The 18,779-nt window shown below is 63.5% G+C and carries 16 protein-coding genes; 6 read left to right on the top strand and 10 right to left on the bottom strand.

All coding sequences use genetic code 11. The annotated features are described in order from the left end of the window. The 4 genes from AC0L3K_RS09620 to AC0L3K_RS09605 all read right to left on the bottom strand — a co-directional run bounded on the left by AC0L3K_RS09620 (position 1) and on the right by AC0L3K_RS09605 (position 5,394). The gene (locus tag AC0L3K_RS09620; protein ID WP_247369609.1) at positions 1 to 1,251 is read right to left on the bottom strand and encodes a flavin-dependent oxidoreductase; all 1,251 of its coding nucleotides are present in this window, start codon (positions 1,249 to 1,251) and stop codon (positions 1 to 3) included. Between the two features lie 55 nt (positions 1,252 to 1,306). Beyond that, positions 1,307 to 3,658, bottom strand: coding sequence for a bifunctional salicylyl-CoA 5-hydroxylase/oxidoreductase (locus AC0L3K_RS09615; protein WP_473365820.1), 2,352 nt, complete (start codon positions 3,656 to 3,658; stop codon positions 1,307 to 1,309). A 94-nt stretch (positions 3,659 to 3,752) separates the two neighbouring features. Beyond that, positions 3,753 to 4,589, bottom strand: a complete 837-nt coding sequence (locus AC0L3K_RS09610) for an enoyl-CoA hydratase family protein (RefSeq protein ID WP_473365819.1) — start codon at positions 4,587 to 4,589, stop codon at positions 3,753 to 3,755. 43 nt (positions 4,590 to 4,632) lie between these two features. Then, positions 4,633 to 5,394, bottom strand: coding sequence for an SDR family NAD(P)-dependent oxidoreductase (locus tag AC0L3K_RS09605; protein ID WP_473365818.1), 762 nt, complete (start codon positions 5,392 to 5,394; stop codon positions 4,633 to 4,635). 215 nt (positions 5,395 to 5,609) lie between these two features. Between AC0L3K_RS09605 and AC0L3K_RS09600 the strand changes: the two genes are divergently transcribed. The 5 genes from AC0L3K_RS09600 to AC0L3K_RS09580 are packed head-to-tail and all read left to right on the top strand — an operon-like array spanning position 5,610 to position 11,316. Then, positions 5,610 to 6,407 (top strand): alpha/beta fold hydrolase, encoded by a 798-nt coding sequence (locus tag AC0L3K_RS09600; protein ID WP_473365817.1) that lies wholly within the window; start codon positions 5,610 to 5,612, stop codon positions 6,405 to 6,407. Between the two features lie 12 nt (positions 6,408 to 6,419). Then, positions 6,420 to 7,709 carry an acyl-CoA dehydrogenase family protein gene (locus tag AC0L3K_RS09595; protein ID WP_473365816.1) on the top strand — a complete coding sequence of 430 codons (1,290 nt, stop codon included), beginning with the start codon at positions 6,420 to 6,422 and terminating at the stop codon, positions 7,707 to 7,709. A gap of 2 nt (positions 7,710 to 7,711) precedes the next feature. Continuing rightward, entirely contained in the window at positions 7,712 to 9,235 is a 1,524-nt protein-coding gene (locus AC0L3K_RS09590; RefSeq protein ID WP_473365815.1) for a class I adenylate-forming enzyme family protein, read from the top strand. Beyond that, the gene (locus AC0L3K_RS09585) at positions 9,232 to 10,320 is read left to right on the top strand and encodes an NAD/NADP octopine/nopaline dehydrogenase family protein (protein ID WP_473365814.1); all 1,089 of its coding nucleotides are present in this window, start codon (positions 9,232 to 9,234) and stop codon (positions 10,318 to 10,320) included. Before AC0L3K_RS09590 ends, AC0L3K_RS09585 begins: the two co-directional genes overlap by 4 nt. A 3-nt stretch (positions 10,321 to 10,323) precedes the next feature. Continuing rightward, a complete protein-coding gene (locus AC0L3K_RS09580) occupies positions 10,324 to 11,316 on the top strand; it encodes a 3-hydroxybutyryl-CoA dehydrogenase (protein WP_473254983.1) in 993 nt (330 codons plus the stop codon). On the opposite strand, the gene AC0L3K_RS09575 is transcribed toward AC0L3K_RS09580, so the two are convergent. The 6 genes from AC0L3K_RS09575 to AC0L3K_RS09550 form a co-directional block, all read right to left on the bottom strand. After that, positions 11,313 to 12,359: a 2,5-dihydroxypyridine 5,6-dioxygenase NicX family protein gene (locus AC0L3K_RS09575; protein WP_473254985.1), complete on the bottom strand. Its 1,047-nt coding sequence runs from the start codon at positions 12,357 to 12,359 to the stop codon at positions 11,313 to 11,315. The genes AC0L3K_RS09580 and AC0L3K_RS09575 overlap by 4 nt on opposite strands. Positions 12,360 to 12,396: 37 nt before the next feature. Continuing rightward, positions 12,397 to 13,164: an ABC transporter permease gene (locus AC0L3K_RS09570; RefSeq protein ID WP_473254986.1), complete on the bottom strand. Its 768-nt coding sequence runs from the start codon at positions 13,162 to 13,164 to the stop codon at positions 12,397 to 12,399. Then, complete coding sequence (locus AC0L3K_RS09565; RefSeq protein WP_473254987.1) at positions 13,161 to 13,946, bottom strand: ABC transporter permease; 786 nt, start codon at positions 13,944 to 13,946, stop codon at positions 13,161 to 13,163. Before AC0L3K_RS09565 ends, AC0L3K_RS09570 begins: the two co-directional genes overlap by 4 nt. Continuing rightward, positions 13,943 to 14,788 (bottom strand): ABC transporter ATP-binding protein, encoded by an 846-nt coding sequence (locus tag AC0L3K_RS09560; RefSeq protein WP_473365813.1) that lies wholly within the window; start codon positions 14,786 to 14,788, stop codon positions 13,943 to 13,945. Before AC0L3K_RS09560 ends, AC0L3K_RS09565 begins: the two co-directional genes overlap by 4 nt. A gap of 120 nt (positions 14,789 to 14,908) precedes the next feature. Next, entirely contained in the window at positions 14,909 to 16,603 is a 1,695-nt protein-coding gene (ilvD, locus tag AC0L3K_RS09555) for a dihydroxy-acid dehydratase (protein WP_473254989.1), read from the bottom strand. Between the two features lie 78 nt (positions 16,604 to 16,681). Then, complete coding sequence (locus tag AC0L3K_RS09550; RefSeq protein WP_473254990.1) at positions 16,682 to 17,665, bottom strand: ABC transporter substrate-binding protein; 984 nt, start codon at positions 17,663 to 17,665, stop codon at positions 16,682 to 16,684. A gap of 176 nt (positions 17,666 to 17,841) precedes the next feature. Here AC0L3K_RS09550 and AC0L3K_RS09545 point away from each other — a divergent pair, with 176 nt between their 5' ends. Further along, entirely contained in the window at positions 17,842 to 18,768 is a 927-nt protein-coding gene (locus tag AC0L3K_RS09545; RefSeq protein ID WP_473254991.1) for an NAD(P)-dependent oxidoreductase, read from the top strand. Positions 18,769 to 18,779 lie beyond the last annotated feature (11 nt).

The following is an 18,779-nucleotide window of genomic DNA, read 5'->3' as shown; positions in this document are numbered from 1 at the left end:
TCAGGCGCGCACCGCCGCAAGTCCCGGCACTGCGGCGAAGCCGGCCTTGGTAGCATAGCCGCGCACGATCGCCTCGCGCTGGGAATAGCTCAGCACGTTGTCGACATTGTCGAAACCATCAGGCGCGAGCTGCTCGACGGCGTCGATGACGCCCTCGGGACCGCCGCGCCGGTTGGAGCGGACGATGTCCGCGGTCATGGGCAGGCGCTTCTTCTCGTATTCAAGCAACGCCTGGCGCGGATGCTCGGCGCGCACCAGCGCGTCTGCGAGGCAGCGCGCATCGAGGATTGCCTGCGAGGCGCCATTGGAGCCAACCGGATACATCGGATGCGCGGCGTCACCGAGCAGCGTGACTCTCCCCGACGACCAGTAGGGCAATGGATCGCGGTCGCAGGTCGGATATTCGTAGAACTCGGGCGTGGCGGAGATCAGGCTCTTCACGTCGACGTAAGGCACCGAGAAGCGCGCCACATGCGGCATCAACTCCTCGCGCCGGCCCGGCCGCGACCAGTCTTCCTTGCGCGGCGGCGGGGCATTGCCCTCGCCGACCTTCACCAGCACCGCCCAGTTGGTGAGACGGCTCGCCGGGCTCGATCCCTCCGCGATCGGATAGATCACCACCTTGGCGTTGAGGCCGCCGGCGACGATCATCGACTTGCCGGTGAGGAACAGCGGCCAATCCCGCGCACCGCGCCACAGCATCAGGCCGTTCCAGCACGGCGGCCCCTCGCTCGGGAACAGCGTGTCACGGACCCGCGAATGGATGCCGTCGGCACCAATCAGGATGTCGCCGCGCGCGGTATGGATGTGCGCGCCTGAGCGATCGAAGAAGTAAGCGGTGACGCCGCTCTCGTCCTGCGTGAAGGCGCCGAGGCGGCAGCCGGTGTGGATGGCCTCCGGCCCGAGCCGCTCCTCGACGGCGCGATGGATGACGCCCTGAAGGCGGCCGCGGTGGATCGAGAATTGCGGCACATCGTGGCCGGCGTCGATGCCGCGGGCCTCGCGCCAGACTTCCTGGCCGTGACGGTTGAGGTAATAGAGCTGGTCGGTGCGGATCGCGACATCGTCAAGCTGCTGGAGCAGACCGAGGCCTGCCAGCTCGCGCATGGCATGGGGCAGCGTGTTGATGCCGACGCCAAGCTCGCGGATGGTGTCGGACTGCTCGAAAATCTCGCAAGCGAGGCCCCGCGAGCGCAGCATCAATGCGGTGGTGAGACCACCGATACCGCCACCGACGATAATCGCCTTCATCGCCCTCACTCCACTCGGTACACACCAGGCAATGCGGCCAAAGTCGCACGGGCGGTCACTCCGCCGCAAGCGGCTTTGTCGCCTCCGCCTTGAGCTCGGCCCGGGTCTTGGGCTTAGCCTTAATTCTCAGCTCCTCGAGATCCTGCCGGTCGCGCACGCTGTTGCGGAAAATCTGATCTTTTCCGGGAAGGTATTGCGGCGGACAGAACGCGTCGCCCGCGCCGTACCAGGCCGCCGCCCTCATGGTGAAGGAGGGATCGACCAGATGCGGCCGCCCGAGCGCGACGAGGTCCGCCCGGCCGGCAGCCAGGATGGTGTTGGCCTGGTCCGCCGTCGTGATGTTGCCGACACACATCGTGGCCACGCGCGCCTCATTGCGGACCTGGTCGGAGAACGGCGTCTGGAACATGCGGCCGTAGATCGGCTGCGCATCGCGCACGGTCTGCCCGGTTGAGACGTCGACGAGATCGACGCCGGCTTCGGCAAAAGCGCGCGCGATCGCCACCGCATCGTCGCCGCCGATGCCACCCTCGGCCCAGTCGGTCGCGGAAATGCGCACCGACATCGGCTTGTGCGACGGCCATACGGCCCGCAACGCCCCGAAGACTTCGAGCGGGAAGCGCAGGCGATTGGCGAGCGGGCCGCCATAATCATCGGTCCGCGTATTCGTCAGCGGCGAGATGAAGCTCGCAAGCAAATAGCCGTGGGCGCAGTGCAGTTCGAGCATGTCGAAGCCGCAGCGTTCGCCGCGCTCGGCCGCGGCGACGAAAGCCTCTCTCACGGCATTCATGCCGGCGCGATCGAGCTCTCGCGGGACCTGGCTGTCGGGGAAATAGGGCAGCGGAGACGCCGAACACACCTCCCAGCCGCCCTCCTCGAGCGGACGATCCATGCCGTCCCACATCAGCTTGGTCGCGCCCTTGCGCCCGGCGTGCCCCAGTTGCAGGCAAATTTTCGCGGCTGAATTGGCATGGACGAAATCAACGATGCGCCGCCAGGACGCCTCCTGCTCGTCATTCCACAGTCCTGTGCAGCCGGGCGTGATGCGGGCGTCGCGGGCAACGCAGGTCATCTCCGTGAAGATCAGGCCGGCACCGCCGATCGCGCGCGATCCATAATGCACCAGGTGGAAATCGGTCGGCACGCCCTCCTTCGCCGAATACATGCACATCGGCGATACCACGGCGCGATTGGCGATCTCCATCTCGCGCAGCCGGAAGGGCTGGAACAGCGGCACCATCGGCTGCTCGGCGTCGACGTCGAAACCGCTGTCACGAACACGCTTGGCAAACGATCTTTCGACCTCCGCCACGAAGTCAGGGGCGCGAAGCTTCAGGTTGTCATAGGTGATCGCCTTCGAGCGCGTCATCACGCCGAAGGCGAACTGCACGGGATCGAAATCCCAGAAGCGGTCGACATGCTCAAACCAGACCAGCGAGACGTCGGCGGCGTGCTGCGTCTTCTCGACCTCTTCGCGGCGGCCGTGCTCGTAGACGTCCAACGCCGCCTTGATGCTGGGCGCCTTCTCCATGGCGTCAGCCAGCGCGATCGCGTCTTCCATCGCGAGCTTGGTGCCCGAGCCGATCGAGAAATGCGCGCTCGCCTTGGCGTCGCCGAGCAGGACCATGTTGTCCTTGACCCAGCGCTTGCTGCGGATCATCGGGAAGTTGCGCCACGTCGAGCGGTTGGTGAGCAATTGGTGCCCGTCGAGGAACCAGCCGAAAATCTCGGCCATTCGCGCAGCAGACTGGGTCTCGTTCAGCCCTGTCAGCCCGGCGCGTTCAAACGTCTCCGGATCGGTCTCGAAAATCCAGGTCGAGTGTCCGGCTTCATATTGATAGGCATGAGCGATGAACGGCCCCCACTCTGTCTCCTGGAAGATGAAGGTGAAGGCATCCAGCGGCCTGGTCGAGCCCATCCAGGCGAACTTGTTGGTACGGAGGTCGACTTCCGGCGCGAAATGATCGACATATTTGTCGCGGAAGCGGCTGTTGATGCCGTCCGCGACCAGGATCAGATCGGCGTCGGCGAAGCGGGATTCATCCTCGACGTCCACTTCGAAATTCAGGACGACGCCCAGTTCGCGCGCGCGCGCCTGGAGGATCAGGAGCAGCTTCTGCCGCGAGCAGCCACAAAAGCCGTTGCCGCCGACCCGATGGACCGTTCCGCGGAAGTGCACGGCGATGTCATCCCAGTAGGCGAATTCCTGGGTGATGCGGCGATAGCTCGGAAGGTCGTGCTTCTCGAAATTATCGAGCGTGGCGTCCGAGAACACCACGCCGAAGCCGAAGGTGTCGTCGGCGCGATTGCGCTCGTACACCGCGATCTCGGCGCTCGGCCGCTGCTTCTTCAGCAGGATTGCAGCGTAGAGACCCGCAGGTCCGCCACCGATGATCGCGACTTTCATGGGAGCCTCGCCAATTCAACCTGCCAAAACTATTTTAAGCCTAAAATAATTTCGCGCAAGTCCCCATTGCGGCATGCTGCCGGCAAAGCCCGGCTTAATCGCCCCTGAAGACCGGCTTGACCTTGTTGGCAAAGGCCTCGAAGGCCCGTTCGAAATCGGCGGTCGTCATGCACAGCGCTTGAGCAACGGCTTCCGCCTCGATCGCCTCCTCCACCGACATCGCCCATTCCATGGCCAGCATCCGCTTGGTCATGGTGTTGGCAAACGTCGGTCCCTCCGCGATTTGCTTGGCCAGCAGCTGTGCCTGGGGCAGCACCTGCTCCGACGTGAGGATACGGCTGAAGAAGCCCCAGCGCTCACCCTCCTCCGCGGTCATGAACCGGCCGGTGTAGAGCAACTCGGAGGCGCGGGACTGTCCGATGATCCGCGGCAGGATCGCGCAGGCGCCCATGTCACAACCGGCTAGGCCCACCTTGTTGAACAGGAATGCAACCTTGGCTCCGCTCGCCGCAAGCCGCATGTCCGACGCCATGGCGATGATCGCGCCCGCCCCGGCGCAAATGCCTTCGACCGCGGCAACGATCGGCTGCGGACAGGCCCGCATCGCCTTGACGAGGTCGCCGGTCATCCGTGTAAACGCCGTCAGCCCCTTGGTGTCCATCTTCACGAGCGGACCGATGATCTCGAACACATCGCCGCCGGACGAGAAATTGGCACCAGCGCCGGTCACGACGATGGACTTGACCGCATCGTCGAAGGCGCAGGCGCGAAAGAAATCGGTGAGTTCGCGATAGCTCTCGAAGGTCAGTGGATTCTTCCGTTCCGGACGATTGAGCGTGACGGTTGCAACACCATCGACGACGGCCAGCAGGAAGTGCTGCGGCGAATAGTCCGCAAGCGGTAAGGTCACGGGATTGGCTGGTCTGCTCATGCGATCTCCTTGGCTTCCTTGCTCCGCGCCTTGGCCATGCGCGCTAAATCTCACCACCGGCAACAGCGATTGCCTGCCCGTTGATTGCGCCGGCGCCCTCGCCGCACAGCCAGAGCACGGCATCCGCGACCTGCTGCGGCGAGATCAATCTCCCTTGCGGATTATGTTTCGCGAGCTCGGCAATGGCCTGCTCGCGGCTACGCCCGGTCTTTTTCATGATGTTCTCGATGCTGCCGGCGACCAGATCGGTGTCGGTGAAACCGGGACACACCGCGTTGACGGTCACGCTGCTGCCAGCCATTTCAATGGCAAGGGACCGCACGAGACCGACCACAGCGTGCTTGGCCGCGGTGTAGGCGCTGACATAGGCATATCCCTTGAGCCCCGCCGTCGACGCGATGGCGACGATCCGGCCATAGGGACGATCCTTCATCCCTGGCAGCACAGCGCTGACAGCATGGACCACGCCCATGAAATTGACGTCCATCATGCGCGCGAACAGGGCACTGTCGGATTTGGCGAACGGCGCGGACTCGGCGCTTCCCGCGTTGGCGATCAGGATATCGATCGGCTGCCGCGCATTCGCTTGAGCGATGGCGGCTTTCAATGAGGTTTCGTGCGAGACGTCGGCGACGGACGCAAAATGGGCAGCTCCTGCGCTGACTGCGTCCTCGAGTGTGGCAGCATCCCGCCCAAGGACGGTCACAGTAGCACCGGCCTCGACGAGCGCTGCTGCGATGGCGCGACCGATGCCGCGACCGCCACCGGTCACCAGCGCGTGCGGCGAATGCGGTAATCCGGACATGCGCTGGCTTCCTTGCATTCTGCTGATCGTCCTCTCGATATATTTTAACCTTCAAACTTTTGCAAACAAAGCGCGACTCGGCCCCGCGAACAACCGTACTCCGACGACCGGCCTGAAAATTGCTTTAAGTTTAAAATTATCTCTTCCCATCCCTCACAGGCCTGTTAGCATCGAAGAGCCAAGCAAAAGGATGTCGCGTGTCGCAGCCTGCGCCCATGATAACAAAGGACGGCCGCTTCGCCTATGAAGCAGCGGGCGATCCGGGCGGGACACCTCTGATTTTCCTGCATGGCATCGGCGGTGCGGCACGGGCCTGGCGGCAGCAGCTTGCCACATTCGGCGACCGCTTCCACGCGATTGCATGGGACATGCCTGGCTATGGCGGCTCGGCGCCGCTCGCCAGCGTCAGCATCGCTGCCCTGGCGGATGCGCTCCAGCAATTCATCGAGCAGCTTGGTGCGAGTAGGCCGATTCTGGTCGGCCATTCCATCGGCGGCATGATCGTCCAGAAATGGCTGGTGCAATCCCCAAACCTAGCGCGCGCGGTCGTGCTGGCGCAGACCAGCCCGGCCTTCGGCAAGGCCGACGGCGATTGGCAGAAATCGTTTATCGCCGCACGGCTCGGGCCGCTCGATCGCGGCGAAACGATGAAGTCGCTGGCGCCCTCTCTGGTGAAGGAACTGGTGGGCGACGATCCTGATCCCAGGGGAATGGAGCTTGCGCGCGAGTGCATGGCAAGCGTGCCCGAGGCGAGCTATCGCGCCATGATGCTGGCCTTGATCGGCTTCGACCAACGCAGCACCCTCAAGGATATTTCGATCCCGACGCTGCTGCTGTCCGGCTCCAAGGACAACAACGCGCCAGCGCCGATGATGGCGAAGACGGCGAGCTACATTCCATCTGTCGAGTATGTCGAGTTGGCCGGTGTCGGCCATCTTGCAAACCTCGAACGCCCCGATGCCTTTGACGAGGCCCTTGGCCGGTTCCTGAACTCCGTCGCGATCAACACGTAGGATGACTGCGCAATGACCATGCAAGTCAGCAAGACCATCGGCGCGACTGACAAGGTCGCGCTGGATGCACCGATCTTCGATCCCGTCGCATTCCGACTGAGCGACGAGCAGGCCGGCATCATCGCGCGGGCGCGCGAGATCGGCCAGAGCGTGTTCGCCGGCCGCGCCGCGACTTACGACCGCGAGGCGATCTTCCCATCAGAGAATTATCGCGACCTGCATCGCGCCGGCTTGCTCGGTATTGCCGTCCCCAAGAAACATGGCGGGCTGGGGGCGAATTATCAAACCTACGCACTGGCGGCAGCCGAAATCGGCCGTTATTGCGGCGCGACTGCGCTCACCTGGAACATGCATGTCTGCTCGACGCTGTGGTCCGGTCCGCTCGCCGACGATCTCGACATGGATGCTGAAACCCGCGCCGAGCACGAGCAGCGGCGTGCAGTCCACTACAAGCGCATCGTCGAGGATGGCGCGATCTATTCGCAGCCTTTCTCGGAGGGCGGTGCGGCAGCGGCAGGCGGCGTCGCTTTCGGCACGGAAGCAAGGCCGGTCGAGGGCGGCTGGATCGTCAACGGCAAGAAGATCTTTGCATCACTCTCCGGTCATGCGGATTATTACGGCGTTCTCTGCACCGAGATCGAGGAAGGCGAGAAGGCTTCGCGCCGCAATACGCTTTACCTCGCCATCCCCTCTAAATCGGAAGGCGTTTCGGTCGTCGGCGACTGGGACCCGCTCGGCATGCGCGGAACCGTCTCGCGCACGCTGCTGTTCAAGGACGTGTTCGTGCCGGCAGATTCGGCGCTGATGCCGCGGGGCGTCTATTTCCAGGCCGCGATGCGCTGGCCGCACATGTTCCTGACGCTGTCGCCGACCTATATGGGCCTTGCGCAAGCCGCCTATGACTTCACCGTGCGTTATCTGCGCGGCGAAGTGCCGGGCATGCCGCCAGTGAAGCGCAGGATGTATCCGACCAAGCAGATTGCGGTCGCGCAGATGCAGATCAAGCTCGAGCAGATCAAGGCGATCTGGTTCCAGGCGGTCACCGAGGCGCGCGCCAATCCGAGCAAGGAGCAGGTACTGCGTGCCTATGCCGCGCAATATTCGGTGATGGAGGGCGCCAATGAGCTCGCCGCGCTCGCGATCCGCACCTGCGGCGGTCAGGCCATGCTCCGCTCGCTGCCGCTCGAGCGGATCTATCGCGACAGCCGCTGCGGCTCTCTGATGTTGCCGTGGACAGCCGAGCTCTGCCTCGACCGGATCGGGCGCGAGGCGCTGTACGAGGCCGGCGAAACGGACGACTGACGGTGGACCTCTGCAGTCTGATCGATCGCAACGCGGCGTTCGCGCCAGACAAGACAGCCGTTGCCTTTGAAGGCAAACGGTTGAGCTATGCAGCGTTCGCTGCGCGCATCGAACGGACCGCCGCGACATTGAAGCAGGAGCTTGGCGTAGGCCGGGGCGACCGCGTTGCGATCCTCAGCCTGAACCGGCCGGACTATCTGGTTCTGCTCTATGCCTGCGCGCGGCTCGGCGCGATGCTGGTGCCCCTGAACTGGCGGCTGGCTGTCGCCGAGCAGCTTTTCATCCTCAACGATGCCGGCGCCAAGGTCCTGATGCTCGAGCAAGCATTTGAGGGGGTACTTGCCGAGCTTGAGGGAACCGCAATCGTCGGGCTCGATTTCGAGCCGCCCTGCGGCACGACGTTCGAAAACCTGTTGGCTCGAAGCCGGGGCACCGGCCGCAACCCGCACACCGATCTCTCCTGTCCGCTTCTCATTGTCTACACATCAGGAACGACCGGACGGCCCAAAGGCGCGGTTCTGCGCCAGGAGGCATTGTTCTGGAACGGCGTCATGAGCCAGCACATGCACAACATGACGTCCGATGACCACGTGCTGACGCTGCTGCCGTTCTTCCACGTCGGCGGCCTCAACATCCAGACTACGGCGGCGCTCCATCTGGGCGCGACGGTCACGGTTCACGCACGCTTCACGCCGGACACCGCGCTTGCGGCCATCGAACGGGAGCGGCCGACCTTAACCGTGATGGTGCCGGCGATCATCCAGGCCGTAAGCGAGCATCCCGCCTGGACCACGACCGACCTTTCGTCACTCAAAGCCGTCGCGACCGGCTCGACTATCGTGCCGCCGCATCTGATCGACCGCTTCGTGGCGCGCGGCGTCCCGGTGCTCCAGGTCTACGGCTCGACGGAAACTTGCCCGATTGCTGTCTACACCCGGCTTGGTGGCGATCTCTCGCGCGCGGGATCGACCGGACTTGCCGGCCTGTGCTGCGAAGCGAAAGTGATTGATCAGGCCGGCAACGAAGTGCCGGCGGGCGCGCCGGGCGAGATCGCGGTGCGCGGCCCCAACGTGTTCTTCGAATATTGGGGCAATGCGGACGCCACGCGCGATGCGCTCCACGACGGCTGGTATCGTACCGGCGATATCGGCCTGTGCGACGCGGACGGCTATTTCTGGGTGCGTGACCGCAAGAAGAACATGATCATTTCCGGCGGCGAGAACGTCTATCCGGCGGAGGTCGAACGCGTCCTGCTCGAACATCCCGATGTCAGCGAATGCGCCGTGATCGGCCGGCCCGATCCACGCTGGGACGAGGTGCCCATCGCCTACGTGATCCCGCGATCCGGCGGTCGACTGGAAGCAGACGCGTTGAAAGTGCATCTCCAGGCACAACTCGCCCGCTACAAGGTCCCGCGTGACATCGTTTTCGTCACGGACCTGCCGCGCACTGCGCTGGGCAAGGTCCAGCATTTCCTGCTGAAGCAGCTTGATGCGCAATCGCGCACGCAAGGAGAAGCATCTTGAAGATTGCGGTTCTGGGGGGAGGAAACGGCTCTTTCGCGGCCGCGGGCGATTTTGCGCTGTCGGGACATGAGGTCCGGCTCTGGCGCCGCGACGCGGATCAGGTCGCAGCACATCGCGCCGCCGGCTCGCGCATCCTGGTGAAGGATCATAACGGCCGTCACGACGTGAAACTGGCGCTGGTGACGACCGGCATTGCCGAGGCCGTCAACGGCGCAGAGCTGATCCTGTGCCCCGCCCCCGCCTTCGCGCAGACTGATATCGCGCGCCTGCTTGCCCCACATCTGCGGGATGGACAGGTCGTGTTTCTGCCGCCGGCGACATTCGGCTCGATGATCTTCGCCCAGGCTGCGCGGGATGCCGGCAACCGCGCCAAGGCGTGCTTTGCCGAAACCGGGACCTTGCCTTGGCTAACCCGCAAGCACGGCCCGTTCGAGGTCGCGATTACCATCCGCGCCAAGCGACTGCCGGTCGGCATTTTCCCGCTCGATCAGGCGCCGCGCGCACTTGAAGTGATTGGACAGGCGTTCCCCGGCGCAATCGAGCCGTGCGGAGATGCTCTCTCCGGTGCGCTAATGAACGCAGGCCCGATTATCCATCCGCCCCTGATCGTGATGAATGCAGGCCCGATCGAGCATTTCGAAAAGTGGGACATCCACAAGGAAGGAACGCAAGCCGCGATTCGTCGGGTCACCGACGCGCTCGACGCCGAACGGATCGCAGTCCGTGAGGCGCTCGGATATGGCGCACCGCATTTTCCGCTCGCCCATCATTACGCCAGGGAAGGCGAGATCTGGATGTACGGCCGCGGCTCGCATGACCGGCTGACCGATTCCGGTGACTGGCGCGAGCGGATCGTGCTGACCGAGCATCGCTACATGAGAGAAGATTTGCGGCTTGGGCTATCGCTGCTGGTCTCCGTCGCCGGCTTGGCGGGCGTGGCTACGCCGCTGGCCAAGGCATTCCTGGCCTTCGGTGGCGCAATCTGCGGTGAGGATTTTACGCAAGGCGGCCGAACCCTCGAGACGCTGGGGCTCGGCAATCTCGACAAGGCCGCTTTGCAGACGCTTCTTCGCAGGGGATTTTGAGCGATGACCAGCCGAGCCACCATCGCCTGTCTCGGGGCCGGCCGCATGGGCCGCGGCATCGCCGTCGCGTTTGCCTATGCCGGGCATACGGTCACGATGATCGACATCAAGGCCCGTTCAGCGGAAGATTTCGCCAGGCTGCAGGCAGATGCGCTCGGCGAAATCAGCAAGACCTTTGCCAGCCTGGCGAAGCTGGGGCTACTGATCGAGACGGATGTCGACCCGCTGATCGCGCGGGTCTCGGTGGTGCCTGCCAGCCAGAGCGGTGCGGCACTGTCCAATGCTGGAATAGTCTTTGAAGGAGTCCCCGAAGTCGTCGGGCTCAAGCGGGATGTGCTGGGGGCGGCCTCACAACAAGTCGGCCCCGATACGATCATCGCATCGACCACGTCGACCATTCTCGTCGACGACCTCTCAGGCGCGATCGTGAATCCCCGCCGTTTCCTCAATGTGCACTGGCTCAATCCGGCCTATCTGATTCCGCTGGTGGAGATTTCGCCCGGTAAGGCCACCGATCCAGGCATCGTCGAGGAGGTCAAGGCGCTGCTCGAAGGCATCGGCAAGGTGCCGGTGGTGTGCGCGGCGACACCCGGCTTCATCGTCCCGCGCATCCAGGCGCTGGCGATGAACGAGGCCGCGCGCATGGTCGAGGAAGGCGTCGCCAGCGCCGAGGAGATCGACAAGGCGATCCGCTACGGTTTCGGCTTTCGATATGCCGTGCTCGGCCTGCTCGAATTCATCGACTGGGGCGGCGGCGACATCCTCTACTACGCCAGTCGTTATCTCGAGGGCGCACTCGGCAGCGACCGCTATCGTGCGCCGGAGGTCATTTCGCGGAACATGCAGGAGGGCCGGATTGGCCTGCGCACGGGTGCCGGCTTTCTGGATTATTCAGGCATGGACGTTGATGCCTATCGGGTGAAGCGGCTTCAGGCCATGGTCGACCTGCTCCGTCACTTTGACCTTGCTAGGCCACCGGTGCTCGATCGGAACTAGCCGAAGACGTCCTGAAGCACCCCTTCACGCACCACCGCGACGCCATCGAGCTCGATCGTCGTCCCCATCATCGGCAGATCGAAATGGCCCGCCGTGTAACGGCCGGCGAATTCGTTGGCACCGGTCGAGAACAGGAAGTTGCCGGAGACGGCACGAATTTCAGTGCCGTTGGTGTCGCGCTGGTCATACATCGACAGCGCCTCGTAGCGCGCGCCCGGATTCATGCCGAAACCGACATGCGATACCGCATAGGCTTCCCGATCGCCCCAGGCGGCAAGATAGGCACGCATCATCGCGGCATCCGTGCCCTCTCCTTCCAGCTCGACCACATAATCGTCCTTCAGTGTCATCTTCACCGGCGAGGTCAGGTAACGCTTGAAGGTCAGGTTGATGTCGCCTGGCGCCATCACCAGCGTGCCATTGATCGTTCCGCTCTTGGGGAAGCTGACGACGATGCCGCCGGGCCAATGCGCCAGCGTCCCAGGCTTGTCCGTCCAGCCCCACACGCCGACCGTGGACGCGCCGACCATATCGACGTCGAGCGCCGTGCCGGCCTTTGACGTCACCTGCATCCGCTTGGTCCCGCGCAGCATCTTCGCCGCTGCGCGAACGCGCTTCTCGAGCGCGGGATCCGGCACCATCCGCTCCAGCGCCTCGGGATGCTCGTTGGAGATCACCAGGATACGCGCGCCGGCTTTGAGGATCTCGGGTGTCTCCACCGCATGCATCAGGCCCTCGATGGTGCAATCCACCACAAAACCGGCCTGTTGAAGCGCGGTGATGACCGGGCCGAGCCGCTGGATCGCCTCGCTCGCCCCTGTCGAGCGAACCGGAACGATATTCCGGTTACGCGGGGTCGGCATGACCACGTGAAACGGTCGCGCGCCCATCCGCAGCAGCGCGAGCTCCGCCAAGTGAACATTCAACGCACGTGACTGGGTTTCCGAGAGGATCGCCGCGGTATCGCCGGCCTTGACGGCGCATCGCTCAAAAATCTCGCAAAATGCGTCGATCCATTTTGCCTCGATGCGATCAGCCAGCATGGTCTACTCCCGGTCTTCCTGTTTCTTCTTCGTCAGTTCATGCTTCGGGGAAACCCCGCAGCAGGTACGCGCGCACTGCCCCCAGCAGACCATTGAGGATGAGGCCCAGCAGCGAGATCGTGATCAGCGGCACGAACATGTCGACGGCCTGAAAGGTCCGGGCCGCCGTGACGAGCACATGTCCGAGCCCGTCGCTCGACGTGATCATCTCCGCCAGAAACACCACGATGCAGGAAATGACAAGGCCGATCCGGCAACCGGTCAGGATCGACGGCATCGCGGCCGGGAGCACCACCTTGAACAGGATCTCATAGCGCGGCGTTCCCGCCGCCATGGCCGACCAGATCAGCTTCTGCTCCACAGTTGACGCACCGTAATAAGTAGAGAGCAAGATGGGAAAGAGTGCGTCCGCCGCCACCAGCGTGATCTTCGATCCGTGGCCGAAACCGAGCAGCAGCAGCAAAGCTGGATAGAGCGCTACCTTGGGCAAGGGCGCGAGCACGCGCACGATCGGCCGGACCACGGCGTTGATAGCCGGACTGGCTGCGGCGGCGATGCCGGTGCTGACACCGAGGACGACCGCAATCGCGAAGCCGGCAAACAACCGGAACAGGGTCGCCGCGATCTCCTGCTGGAACGTCCATGTCACGAGTTGCTGAAGCAACCTGCTGAAGACATATCCGGGCGGCGGCAGCAACACCGCAGGCGCAAAGCCAAATGATACAAGGCCTTGCCACAGCGCGATCACCAGCACGATCGGCGCAAGCCCGAGGATGATGCTGGTGGAGCGAAGCTGCGGGATCATGAGAAGCTCAGCGGCATGTCGAACTGCGGTTCGGACCAGCGCACCAGCCTTGCGCGGACCCGCTCGAAGATCGCATCGAGGCAAATTCCCATCGCCCCCACGATGATGATCATCGCAAAGACGGTGTCGTATTGGCCCATGTCGAGCGCGTTGAACAAGATGTTGCCGGCGCCGGACTGACGAGCGATCATCTCGCTCGTAATCATCGTGATCAGCGCTAGCACGAGTCCAGTGCGGCAACCGGTCAGAATTTCCGGCAGCGCCGCCGGCAGTACGATCCGGACCAGCCGTTGCGCAGGCGAAAGCCCCATCGCGGCGCCCGACCATAGCATCTTCTCTTCCACCGCCTTGGCGCCCTCGAAGCTGTGATAGATGACGGGCAGGCTGACGCCGAGAAAGATCACCAGCGTCTTCGTGATGTCACCGACGCCCAGCCACAGCATGATGATCGGCATCAAGGCGGCCTTCGGCACCGGGTAGATCACCATCAGGAGCGGATTGAAGAACGCCGCGACGGCCCGGCTGCGACCCATCAACAGGCCGAGTGGGATCGAAACCGATACCGCTATGCCAAACCCGACCGCCATGCGGCGGAGCGAGGCCAGGATGTTGATCAGAGCTTCCTTGTCTCCGAGGATGTCCGGGATTGCACGGATTGCCTCGATCGCCGTCGGGAAGCTGTCGTTCTTGAGCGCGAGTGACGCAACCTGCCATGCCGCCAGAAGCCCGATACAGGCAAACACCGGAGCGGCACGCTTGCCCAAGGCCGCCAGCGACGTCACGACCGCGATCCCGTCTCGTCGACCTCGTCGAACATGCGCTCGATATCGACAACGTATTTCTGGTAGCGGGGGTCGAGCAGCAGCTCGCTGCGTCGGCGCGGCCGCGGCAGATCGATGTCGATCACCTCGCGGATACGGCCGGGAGACTTCGACATCATCACGACCTTGTCCGAGAGGAAAACCGCTTCGTCCACAGAATGCGTGACGAACAGCACCGTCTTGCGATCACGCTCCCAGATGTTCAACAGATCGTTCTGCAGGCGCGTTCGCGTGTGAGCATCGAGCGCGCCGAACGGCTCGTCCATCAACAGAACCTCAGGATGGTAAGCCAGCGTTCGAGCCAGCGCCACGCGCTGCTTCATGCCGCCGGACAGTTCCTTGGGATAGAAGTTCTCATAGCCCTTGAGCCCGACCATTTCGATCAGGGCCCGGCTCTGGGCTTCCGCCTCGGTGGTGCGCACGCCCTGCTGGCGAGGGCCGTACATCACGTTACCCAGCACGGTCTTCCACGGAAACAACGCGAACTCCTGGAACACCGGACCGCGATCCGGCCCTGGTCCCGTGATCGTCCGTCCCCTGATCTTCGCTGAGCCGCTGGTCGGGCTGACGAAGCCGCCGACGACGTAAAGCAATGTCGACTTGCCGCAGCCCGACGGACCAAGGATGGAGACGAAGGCTCCCTCCTCGATCGCCAGAGAGATGTCCGATAGCGCCACATGGTCCTTGCGCGCCGAGGTCTGAAATACCTGCGAGACGCTCTCGATCTCGATGATTGCAGAAGCCGGTTTTTGCGGCGTCACCGGTCTCACCCATTCGCTCGATCTCGAAGGCACTACCTTCATCTCGCCTCACTTCATGCGCGCGAACCCTGCGCAACAGGCTTGCTGAACATCCTCCGTCAGCGACGCGAGCTTAGCAAGAAACTTGCCAGACCAGTGGCTGTTTCCGGCAGGTTCGCCGCGTCAACCGAACCAGGGCCATTCTGCGGGCCCCTCATGTGTGACGGCCCCGCCCGGTGCCTGGCCAACCAATCGGGCATATTTCGCCAGCGCACCGGCACGGTGACGAGGCGGACGCGGCTTCCAATCGTGTCGGCGAGCCGTGAGTTCCTGCTCATCGACCAGCATATCCATCCGCCGGTTTGCGGCATCAATCCGGATCCTGTCGCCATCGCGTACCAGCGCCAGCGGACCGCCGACGAAGGCTTCGGGAGACACATAGCCGATGCACATTCCGCGGGTGGCGCCGGAGAACCGTCCATCCGTGATCAGGGCCACCTTTTCGCCCATGCCCTGTCCGTAGATCAGCGCGGTAACGCCGAGCATCTCGCGCATGCCGGGGCCGCCCACCGGCCCCTCGTTGCGGATCACGAGAACCTCGCCCGCCTGATAGGTGCGATCACGAACCGCCGCGACGCAGGCCTCCTCGTCTTCGAAAACGCGCGCTACGCCTTCAAAGAACTGGCTCTTCAGTCCCGCAACCTTGATGACGGCGCCATCGGGACAGAGGTTTCCCTTCAGCACCGCGACGCCGCCATCAGGCATGATTGGCGCGCGAGTTGCGTAAACGACCTCTCCGTCAGGTGCGTTGGCGGCGCCATATTCTTCGGCAAGTGTACGGCCCGTGATCGACAGGCAACTGCCATCAATATGCCCGCTCTGGATCAACTCCCGGATGACAACGGCAGCGCCGCCGATATCGTAGACATCCTTCGCCGTATATTTGCCTCCCGGCCGCAGGTTTCCGATCAGCGGCGTCCTGGCAAAAACCTCGCCGACATCATCGATCGTGAATGCGATCCCGGCCTCGTTCGCGATCGCTGGCAGATGCAGCGCAGCATTGGTCGAACCGCCCGTGGCGGCCACAATTGCCGCGCCGTTTTCCAGCGATTTCCGCGTCACGACGTCGCGCGGCAAAGGCCCGCCGCGCTCCAGCATCTCCATGATGAGGCGCCCGGCTCGCCTGGATATCTGCGCGCGCTCGGCATAGACACCCGGCACCATCGACACGTTGGGAATGGTGAGGCCCATCGCTTCTGAGACCATCCCCATGGTGTTGGCAGTGAATTGGCCGGCGCACGCGCCGATGGTCGGCAGGCAGGCCCGCTCAATCCGCTCGAGCGTGGCACTGTCGATCTCTCCGGTCATGAAGCTGCCGACAGCTTCGTAGGAGTCGAGCACGGTGAGGGTCCGCCCGTCCATACGGCCCGGCAGCGCGCTGCCGCCATAGATGAAAATGGACGGGACGTTGCACCGGACCATGCCCATCATCACGCCGGGCAGCGTTTTGTCGCATCCGCCGTAACCGATCAATGCGTCGTAGGCCAGACCATGGACGACGGCTTCGATCGAGTCGGCAATCAGCTCGCGCGAAAACAGGGAGAACTTCATCCCCTCGTGATTCATGCTGATACCGTCGGAAACCGACACGGTCGAAAACTCGCGCGGCGTACCGCCGGCCTCCTCGATTCCCATCTTGGCCGCCGCGACCTGAAAGTCGTGCGTCATGTTGCAGGGTGTCTGTTCGCCCTTCATGCTGACGACGCCGACCATCGGCTTGGCAATCGCTGCGTCGTCGAGCCCCATGGCGCGCATGAACGCGCGGTGCGGAGCCCGGTCGAGACCATCCGTCGTGATCCGAGATCGGAGCTTCTTCATACGTGCTTCTTCTTCATGCAACGTCCCGGATCATCCTGGACGCCGCGACCTTCTCGCTCGGTTCATTCGCCCGATCGCCTATTGCAGCGGAGCGACAATCGTCGAATGCTTGAATTGCGCGACATCCAATTTTGGCAGCATTCCGGTCTCCGCGTAGATGTCCAGCATCTTCTGGATCGCGGGGAAATTCGGTGCCGCACCCGGATCGCGACCGAAATCATTGTCCTTGAGCAGATAGGTCTCGAGAACCGGAATAGGTGCCTTCAGGACTTCGTTGACGACCTTCAACGTCTCTTCGCGGTTGGCCAGTGCTTTCTTCATGCCAGACGTAATGTCACGCACGTAAGCCTTGACCAATTCCGGATTCTTGTCGACGAAATCGGCACGGCAGGCTTCCAGGATGTGCACGATGTTCGGCATCGCCTGCGATAGCGAGAACAGTTTGCGCGTGCCGCCCTTTGCCTCCGCGCGCGCGGCAAACGGCTGGTTCATGTTGACCGCATCGACGCGGCCCTGCCGCAACGCATCTTCGGAGACGGCAAAGCCGACCTCGACCAGCTTGATGTCCTTGGCCGGATCGATGCCATTCTGCTTCAGCAACAGATTGAACGGGCCTTGCGTGCCGCCGCCGATCACGGAAATTCCGACCGTCTTGCCTTTGAGATCGGCGATCGTCTTGATCGGGGAGTCGTCCATGACAGCCCAGTAGACCGAGAAACCACCGGCCTTCTCGAAGACATGCTGCGCCACGATGTAGGCCTTGAGGTTGCCGCCAACCACGCCGTTGGCGAGCGACAGCGGCGCCTGGGTCGCGCAATCCAGCGCGCCCGCTGCCAACGCCTGCGTCATCGGAGCGGTGCCCTGAAACTGGGTCCATTCGATGTTGTAGGCCTTGCCGATGTTGGGAAACTCAGCCGGGCGGCGCATCATCCAGTATTTGGATTCCTCGGCCGGAATGGTCCAGCCGACGCGAATTGTCTGCTGCGCCCATGACGGGTCCGCGCTCGCGCTCACGGCCGCTGCCACCCCCAAAGCCAGGATCCACTTCGAAACGGTTCGCATCGTGCCCACTCCGCTGCCCAGGCGCCGACCGGCGCTATCCAACCCGACCGCGGCAAATGTTTCATGGTTCAAACAATCAAGCAAGCCATGCAGGCCGGGCGGTTTCGTCGTGGGATACACCATGTATGGTAATGAAACGTCGCGCGGCGTCGCGGAGCGAGAGATGGAGGCAACCTATGGCTGAAGGGAGCAAGACAAACCCGCAGGACGTCGAGCGGCTCGGCTATCTCGGACTTGGACTGATGGGGACACCCATGAGCCGGCGCCTGCTCAACACCGGCCATCAGATCACTGTCTGGAACCGTTCGGAAGGGAAGATGGCCGCACTCGTGGAAGCCGGTGCCAGGCGCGCAGCCACCCCCCGCGACTTGATGGAGAGCTCGGACATCGTCTTCATGTGCGTGACGGATGCGGCTGCCGTGGAAGAGGTGATCTTCGGGCCCGAGAGCATCTCAACTGCGCCCGGCGCGGGTAAGCTCGTGGTCGACTTCTCCTCGATCCATCCTGACGCCGCACGGGACCTTGCAACGCGATTGTTAGCTGCGAACGGCGCGGGCTGGATCGATGCGCCGGTCTCCGGTGGTACCAAGGGCGCCGAGGAAGGCACGCTTGCCATCATGGCCGGCGGAAAAGCCGGCGACGTCGAGCGGGTCCGCCCCTACGTGCTGGCCATGGCACGCAGGTTCACCCATATGGGCCCGACCGGCGCGGGGCAGACCACAAAGCTGTGCAACCAGGTGATCGTCGGATGCGCAATGGCCGTTCTTGCGGAGGCAACACGCCTTGCCGTGAACGCCGGAATCGATGCCAACCGGTTGCCCGAAGCACTCGCCGGCGGCTTCGCGGATTCCATTCCGTTGCAGCTGTTCGTTCCACGGATGGTCCAGGGCATTCACTCACCGCCGCTTGGTCATATCGCTACAATGCTCAAGGACCTCGATACCGTCGCCGATGTCGCGCAGACGACGTCGACGCCGGTGCCCATGGCTTCGCTCGCAGGACAACTTTTCAGGCTCGCCAAGGCCGCGCGAGGCGCGGATGCGGATGCGCTCGAAATCTATAAGCTTTCGGCGGGGAGCGCTGAACCGTCCAGCGCGAACTGAAGCACGCTTGC

This window comes from Bradyrhizobium sp. MI1.10, assembly GCF_055811035.1.
The sequence above is the reverse complement of the archived record's forward strand: the minus strand, read 5'-3'. Positions and strand labels throughout refer to the sequence as shown.

Coding starts and splice junctions, on each gene's coding strand:
- AC0L3K_RS09620 (WP_247369609.1), bottom strand. CDS start 1,251: ATGAAGGCGATTATCGTCGGTGGCGGTATCGGTGGTCTCACCACCGCA.
- AC0L3K_RS09615 (WP_473365820.1), bottom strand. CDS start 3,658: ATGAAAGTCGCGATCATCGGTGGCGGACCTGCGGGTCTCTACGCTGCA.
- AC0L3K_RS09610 (WP_473365819.1), bottom strand. CDS start 4,589: ATGAGCAGACCAGCCAATCCCGTGACCTTACCGCTTGCGGACTATTCG.
- AC0L3K_RS09605 (WP_473365818.1), bottom strand. CDS start 5,394: ATGTCCGGATTACCGCATTCGCCGCACGCGCTGGTGACCGGTGGCGGT.
- AC0L3K_RS09600 (WP_473365817.1), top strand. CDS start 5,610: ATGATAACAAAGGACGGCCGCTTCGCCTATGAAGCAGCGGGCGATCCG.
- AC0L3K_RS09595 (WP_473365816.1), top strand. CDS start 6,420: ATGACCATGCAAGTCAGCAAGACCATCGGCGCGACTGACAAGGTCGCG.
- AC0L3K_RS09580 (WP_473254983.1), top strand. CDS start 10,324: ATGACCAGCCGAGCCACCATCGCCTGTCTCGGGGCCGGCCGCATGGGC.
- AC0L3K_RS09575 (WP_473254985.1), bottom strand. CDS start 12,359: ATGCTGGCTGATCGCATCGAGGCAAAATGGATCGACGCATTTTGCGAG.
- AC0L3K_RS09570 (WP_473254986.1), bottom strand. CDS start 13,164: ATGATCCCGCAGCTTCGCTCCACCAGCATCATCCTCGGGCTTGCGCCG.
- AC0L3K_RS09560 (WP_473365813.1), bottom strand. CDS start 14,788: ATGAAGGTAGTGCCTTCGAGATCGAGCGAATGGGTGAGACCGGTGACG.
- ilvD (WP_473254989.1), bottom strand. CDS start 16,603: ATGAAGAAGCTCCGATCTCGGATCACGACGGATGGTCTCGACCGGGCT.
- AC0L3K_RS09550 (WP_473254990.1), bottom strand. CDS start 17,665: ATGCGAACCGTTTCGAAGTGGATCCTGGCTTTGGGGGTGGCAGCGGCC.
- AC0L3K_RS09545 (WP_473254991.1), top strand. CDS start 17,842: ATGGCTGAAGGGAGCAAGACAAACCCGCAGGACGTCGAGCGGCTCGGC.